At 61.3% G+C, this 5504-nt stretch carries 7 protein-coding genes; all 7 read left to right on the forward strand.

Annotated elements, in window-relative coordinates; translation table 11 throughout:
* Positions 1–251: 3-hydroxyacyl-CoA dehydrogenase family protein (locus tag GHO41_RS28315; protein WP_256678884.1), on the forward strand; the 251-nt coding region annotated here is incomplete at its 5' end.
* On the forward strand, positions 244–693 hold the full coding sequence (paaI, locus tag GHO41_RS28320) for a hydroxyphenylacetyl-CoA thioesterase PaaI (protein ID WP_153435264.1): 450 nt from the start codon (positions 244–246) through the stop codon (positions 691–693). The genes GHO41_RS28315 and paaI, both read left to right, overlap by 8 nt.
* Positions 686–1897: a 3-oxoadipyl-CoA thiolase gene (gene pcaF, locus GHO41_RS28325; RefSeq protein WP_153435265.1), complete on the forward strand. Its 1212-nt coding sequence runs from the start codon at positions 686–688 to the stop codon at positions 1895–1897. Before paaI ends, pcaF begins: the two co-directional genes overlap by 8 nt.
* 102 nt (positions 1898–1999) lie before the next feature.
* Entirely contained in the window at positions 2000–3325 is a 1326-nt protein-coding gene (paaK, locus tag GHO41_RS28330) for a phenylacetate--CoA ligase PaaK (protein ID WP_153391053.1), read from the forward strand.
* 250 nt (positions 3326–3575) lie between these two features.
* Positions 3576–4565, forward strand: a complete 990-nt coding sequence (paaA, locus tag GHO41_RS28335) for a 1,2-phenylacetyl-CoA epoxidase subunit PaaA (protein ID WP_048372745.1) — start codon at positions 3576–3578, stop codon at positions 4563–4565.
* Positions 4566–4580: 15 nt separating this feature from the next.
* Positions 4581–4862, forward strand: coding sequence for a 1,2-phenylacetyl-CoA epoxidase subunit PaaB (paaB, locus tag GHO41_RS28340; protein WP_048372742.1), 282 nt, complete (start codon positions 4581–4583; stop codon positions 4860–4862).
* Between the two features lie 8 nt (positions 4863–4870).
* Positions 4871–5504, forward strand: a 634-nt coding sequence (gene paaC / locus GHO41_RS28345; protein ID WP_153435266.1) for a 1,2-phenylacetyl-CoA epoxidase subunit PaaC, incomplete at its 3' end; no start/stop codon positions are given.

Raw genomic sequence — 5504 nt, forward strand, 5'->3', positions numbered from 1 at the left:
CCGTGACCATGCTGGCCAACGAGGCCGCCGACGCGCTGCTGCAAGGCGTGGCCTCAGCCGCTGACATCGATCTGGCGATGCGCGCTGGCGTCAACTACCCCCAAGGTCCGTTGGCCTGGGCTGACGCCATCGGCCCGGCCTATGTGCTGCGGGTGCTGCACAACCTGCAAGCCACGTACGGCGAAGACCGCTATCGGCCGTCGTTACTGCTGCGCCGCCGTGTCGCTGAAGGGAGAACACTGCATGACTGACCTTGAAGCCATGAACCTGGCCAACCAATGTGCCCAGGCAATGCTCAAGCGTGACGCAGCCAGCCAGGCCATGGGCATGCATTTACTGGCAGCAGCACCCGGCTGCGCGCACGTGAGCATGAGCGTGCGCGCCGACATGATTCAGGGGCACGGCACCTGCCACGGCGGCTACCTGTTTGCCTTGGCCGACTCGGCATTCGCCCTGGCCTGCAACAGCTACAACGACGCCACCGTCGGCCTCGGTTGCAGCATCGACTACGTTGCCCCGGCCCACCTGGGTGACACCTTGAGCGCCGAGTGCCGCGAGCAAAGCCGCGCCGGGCGCACCGGCAATTACGACGTGCGCATTACCAACCAACTGGGCCAGCTGATTGCGCTGTTCCATGGCAAATCCTACAAAGTGCGCGGCACGGTGCTGGCGCAGGAGACCCCCAATGAATGACGCCTTGATCATCGACGCGGTACGCACCCCGATTGGCCGTTATGCCGGTGCCTTGAGCAGTGTGCGCACCGACGACCTTGGCGCGGTGCCGCTGCGTGAGCTGCTGCGCCGTCACCCGCAAGTAGACTGGAACAGCGTCGACGATGTGATCTACGGTTGCGCCAACCAGGCCGGCGAAGACAACCGCAACGTCGCGCGCATGTCGGCCTTGCTCGCCGGGCTGCCAGTGAGTGTACCGGGCACCACCCTCAATCGTTTGTGCGGTTCCGGGCTGGACGCCATCGGCAACGCCGCCCGCGCCATTCGCTGTGGCGAGGCCGGTTTGATGCTGGCCGGTGGCGTTGAGTCAATGTCCCGCGCGCCCATGGTCATGGGCAAGGCCGAGCAGGCGTTTTCACGCGAAGCCCAGCTGTACGACACCACCATCGGCTGGCGCTTTATCAACCCGCTGATGAAACAGGCTCACGGCGTCGATTCGATGCCCGAAACCGCTGAAAACGTCGCCGAGCAGTTTGCTATCTCCCGAGCCGATCAGGACGCCTTCGCCTTGCGCAGTCAGCAACGCGCCGCGGCTGCCCAAGCCAGCGGGCGCCTGGCCAAAGAAATCGTCGCGGTACAGATTGCCCAGCGCAAAGGCCCGGCCAAAGTGGTCGAGCACGACGAACACCCGCGTGGCGATACCACCCTCGAACAACTGCAAAAACTCGGCACGCCCTTTCGTGCAGGCGGCAGCATCACCGCAGGCAACGCCTCGGGGGTCAATGACGGTGCCTGCGCGCTGTTGCTGGCCAGCCCCGAAGTGGCCAAGCGCTTCGGTTTGGTCGCCCGAGGCCGAGTGGTGGCAATGGCCGCCGCCGGTGTTGAACCGCGCATCATGGGCATCGGCCCGGTACCTGCCACCCACAAAGTGCTGGAGCTGGCCAACCTGAGCTTGGACGACATGGATGTAATCGAACTCAACGAAGCCTTTGCCGCACAAGGCCTGGCGGTTCTGCGCGAGCTGGGCCTGGCCGACAACGACCCACGGGTAAACCCCAATGGCGGCGCCATTGCCCTGGGCCACCCGCTGGGCATGAGTGGCGCACGACTGGTCACCACCGCCCTGCATGAACTGGAAGAACGTCGTGGCCGCTATGCCCTGTGCACCATGTGTATCGGCGTCGGCCAGGGCATAGCGCTGATCATCGAACGCCTGGGCGACTAAAAGATTCGCGATTCCCGGGGAGCCGAGCGGTATCCTTGGGGCATGCACTCAAGGCCCGGCATGTAAGCCGGGCTGATAGACAAAAATAATTCGAGTGAACTCATGAACATGCCAATGTCAACGACCGTGCTTAACCCGCTGCTGGACCCGATGGAAACTGCCAGCGTCGATCAATTGCGTGAACACCAGCTCGAACGCCTGCGCTGGAGCCTGGGCCACGCCTACAACAACGTGCCGCTGTACCGTCAGCGCTTCGATGCACTGGGCATTCACCCCAACGACGTCACGTCTCTGGCGGATCTGGCCAAGTTCCCCTTCACCACCAAGAACGACCTGCGCGACAGTTACCCGTACGGCATGTTTGCCGTGCCCATGAATGAGGTCGTACGCCTGCACGCCTCCAGCGGCACCACCGGCAAACCAACGGTGGTGGGCTATACCCAGAACGACATCGACACTTGGGCCAATGTGGTTGCCCGCTCGATTCGCGCCGCTGGCGGCCAGCGAGGCGACAAGGTGCATATTTCCTATGGCTACGGCCTGTTTACCGGCGGTCTGGGCGCTCACTACGGAGCTGAACGTCTGGGTTGCACGGTGATCCCGATGTCCGGCGGGCAGACCGAAAAGCAAGTGCAACTGATCAAGGATTTCCAGCCGGACATCATCATGGTCACCCCCTCGTACATGCTCAATATTGCCGATGAGCTGGAACGCCAGGGCATCGACCCGCACAAGCTGGCCTTGCGCCTGGGGATCTTCGGCGCCGAGCCGTGGACCGGCGAACTGCGCAGCGCCATCGAAGCGCGACTGGGCATCACCGCACTGGACATCTACGGCCTCTCGGAAATCATGGGCCCCGGCGTTGCCATGGAGTGCGCAGAAAGCAAAGACGGCCCGACCATTTGGGAAGACCACTTCTACCCCGAAATCATCGACCCGGTCACCGGCGAGGTGCTGCCAGACGGGCAAATGGGCGAACTGGTGTTCACCTCCCTGAGCAAGGAGGCGCTGCCCATGATCCGCTACCGCACCCGCGACCTCACGCGCCTGCTGCCAGGCACGGCGCGGCCCATGCGGCGCATCGACAAAATCACCGGGCGCAGCGATGACATGCTGATCATTCGCGGGGTCAACGTGTTCCCGACCCAGGTCGAGGAACAAGTACTCAAAGTAAAACAACTTTGCGAGAGCTATGAGATCCATCTGTATCGCAATGGCAATCTCGACAGCGTGGACGTGCATGTAGAGCTTAAAGCCGAGCATCAACACCTCAGCAGCGAACAACAGAGCGCCGTGACCAACGAGCTGAGCCGACATATCAAAACCCATATCGGCATCAGCTCGCGTATCGTTTTGCAGCCGCTGCATTCGCTCAAGCGCTCGGAAGGCAAAGCCTGCCACGTGATCGATAAACGCCCTAAAGCCTAACTACTGGCCTGTAGGAGCGAGCTTGTCTCGCGATCTTTTCAGCATCAAAAGATCGCGAGGCAAGCTCGCTCCTACAGATGATTGACGTACAGCCCCGCTTTTGCGGGGTTTTTTTCGCCTGGCAAAAACCGGGACTCACCGAAAGCGATACAAAAATAAATAGAACACAGTATTTTGTGTTTGATATTAATTTTTGTATCGCTTATAAAGTTCTCCATGCCTATGAACACATGCAAGGCGGGAGAGCCCCATGTACGCACAGCTTGTAGAAACCGGCGTTAAGCGCATCAAGGACCTGGCCGAGATGTCCGATCAGGAACGCGCCTTCCAGGAAAAAATCGACGCCGAAATCAAGATCGAAGCCAAAAACTGGATGCCCGATGCCTATCGGCAAACCCTGATCCGCCAGATCTCTCAACACGCCCACTCAGAAATCGTCGGCATGTTGCCGGAAGGCAACTGGGTCACTCGCGCGCCGTCGCTCAAACGCAAACTGCAATTGATGGCCAAGATCCAGGACGAAGCCGGCCACGGCCTGTACCTGTACAGCGCGATGGAAACCCTGGGCGCCGATCGCGACGAAGAAATCGCCAAGCTGCACAGCGGCAAGGCCAAGTACTCGAGCATCTTCAATTACCCGACCCTGAACTGGGCCGACATGGGCGCCGTGGGCTGGCTGGTGGATGGCGCGGCCATCGTCAACCAGGTAGTGCTGCAGCGCACCTCTTACGGGCCTTATTCACGGGCCATGGTGCGTATCTGCAAGGAAGAGAGCTTTCATCAGCGTCAGGGCTACGAAATCCTCCTGACCATGATGCGCGAAGGCAATCAGGCACAAAAAGACATGGTCCAGGACGCGATCAACCGCCTCTGGTGGCCGTCGCTGATGATGTTCGGCCCCAGCGACGAACACTCCCCCAACAGCGCCCAGTCCATGGCCTGGAAGATCAAGCGCCAGAGCAACGACGAATTGCGCCAGCGTTTCATCGACCAAACCATTCCACAGCTTGAACTGCTGGGCTGCACCTGCCCCGACCCGGACCTGAAGTGGAACGCCGAACGCGGTCATTACGACTTCGGCGAAATCCAGTGGAACGAATTCTACGAAGTGCTCAAGGGCAACGGCCCGTGCAACCAGGAGCGCGTCGCCACCCGCCGCAAGGCCATTGAAGACGGCGCCTGGGTGCGCGAAGCCGCCGTCGCCCATGCCCGTAAAAAACACAATAAGAACGCTGCCTGATCCGGAGTTACAGCTATGTCTGAATGGACCCTCTTTGAAGTCTTTGTGCGCAGCAAGCACGGCCTCAACCACAAGCACGTTGGCAGCGTTCACGCCGCCGACACCACCATGGCCATCGAGAACGCCCGCGAGCTGTACACCCGCCGCAGCGAAGGTGTCAGCCTGTGGGTGGTGCCCTCCATGTTGATTACCGCCTCGTCGCCGGATGAAAAAGACCCGTTGTTTGACCCGGCCGACGACAAGGTCTACCGCCACGCCAGCTTCTACGAGTTGCCGGCCGAAGTCGGGCACATGTGAGGTCAACCATGAAGCCAAACACTGATCTGATCGAATACCTCCTGCGCCTCGGCGACAGCGCCCTGATCCAGGGCCAGCGCCTGTGCCAGTGGTGCGGCCATGCGCCCGCACTGGAAGAAGAACTGGCGCTGATGAACGTCGGCCTCGACTTGGTCGGCCAGGCGCGCAACTGGCTGGAATACGCCGCCGAATTGCTGGATGACGGCCGCGACGCCGACCACCTGGCCTTTCGCCGGGATGAGCGGGCCTATCGCAATTTGCTGCTGGTGGAGCAACCCAATGGCGATTACGCGGTCACCATTCTCAAGCAGTTTTTGTATGACGCCTGGCACCTGCCGGTCCTAGAAGGCTTGAGCCAGTCCAGCGACGAGCGTATCGCCGGTATCGCCGCCAAAGCCGTCAAAGAAGTCACTTACCACCTGCGCCGCTCCAGCGAATGGGTGGAGCGGCTCGGTGACGGCACCGACGAAAGCCACGCGCGAATGCTCGCCGCCCTCCCCGAGGTGTGGCGCTTTACCGTGGAACTGACCAGCGCCGATGACAGCGAACAACGCCTGTGCGAGGCCGCCATCACGCCGGACACCGCCCACGTTGCTGCCACATGGCAGGCCACCGTCAGCGACACGTTTACCCGCGCCACCC

This window comes from Pseudomonas sp. FSL R10-0399, assembly GCF_009600165.1.
Classification (GTDB): Bacteria; Pseudomonadota; Gammaproteobacteria; order Pseudomonadales; family Pseudomonadaceae; genus Aquipseudomonas; species Aquipseudomonas helleri.

What these genes read in the sequence shown, in the direction of transcription:
- paaK (WP_153391053.1), top strand. Translation starts at nt 2,000, where the DNA reads ATGAACATGCCAATGTCAACGACCGTGCTTAACCCGCTGCTGGACCCG.
- pcaF (WP_153435265.1), top strand. Translation starts at nt 686, where the DNA reads ATGAATGACGCCTTGATCATCGACGCGGTACGCACCCCGATTGGCCGT.
- paaI (WP_153435264.1), top strand. Translation starts at nt 244, where the DNA reads ATGACTGACCTTGAAGCCATGAACCTGGCCAACCAATGTGCCCAGGCA.
- paaB (WP_048372742.1), top strand. Translation starts at nt 4,581, where the DNA reads ATGTCTGAATGGACCCTCTTTGAAGTCTTTGTGCGCAGCAAGCACGGC.
- paaA (WP_048372745.1), top strand. Translation starts at nt 3,576, where the DNA reads ATGTACGCACAGCTTGTAGAAACCGGCGTTAAGCGCATCAAGGACCTG.